The following is a 666-nucleotide window of genomic DNA, read 5'->3' on the forward strand; positions in this document are numbered from 1 at the left end:
GTAACTTTTATTCTAAGAAAATTAAAGCCTAGCTAGAGACCCACCAGCTAGGCTTAAAAATAATCTATAGATTCATGAAGTTAATCGACTGACCAAACATCTTTAAACTCTGGCCATCCCCAGTTGGTAATGGCCACATTTTTCAAGATCCCTTGGAATCGAACCGTTTGAAGGTGATGGAACAACGGTAGCAGCCAGTAATCTGTGACTAAACTGGTCGCAATTGGCTCTAGTTGCTCTAGGTAATCTTCCAGCTCGACCGATGCTTTATGTTCATCGAGATGTGACTTGAGCCAGTCACTACTCGGTTGGCCCAAAGCCGAGTGCAACACGGGATCATTCATCAACCATGAAAACAGTGATGAAGGCGCATTGTCATCAAGGTTTAAGTTACACAAGATAAGATCTTCGCTCAGCTGATTAGTCTGAGAGCGCTGGGTCAAATCGCGAAAGCTGTAGGTATTGACCTCAACTTCCACGCCTTGAAATCTCAATAAATCTGCAATACTCACGGCGCAGCGATACAAGGCGTAGTAATCATAAACCGCTATCGTGAGTTTCTTAGGCAACGCACACGCCGGGTTCGGCATGCGGTAGACAGGGCTCCAGCTCGGCAAGATGTTCTTGGCGTGTTGTAAGCCAAACATGCCACGATTGACCTCTAAT

1 pseudogene is annotated in these 666 nt (G+C 45.6%); it reads right to left on the minus strand.

Annotated elements, in window-relative coordinates:
• Nucleotides 1–80 precede the first annotated feature (80 nt).
• A pseudogene (locus KIV40_RS33540) lies at nt 81–666 on the minus strand (SgrR family transcriptional regulator); the annotation flags it as partial.

Source organism: Vibrio sp. D173a (genome assembly GCF_030248475.1).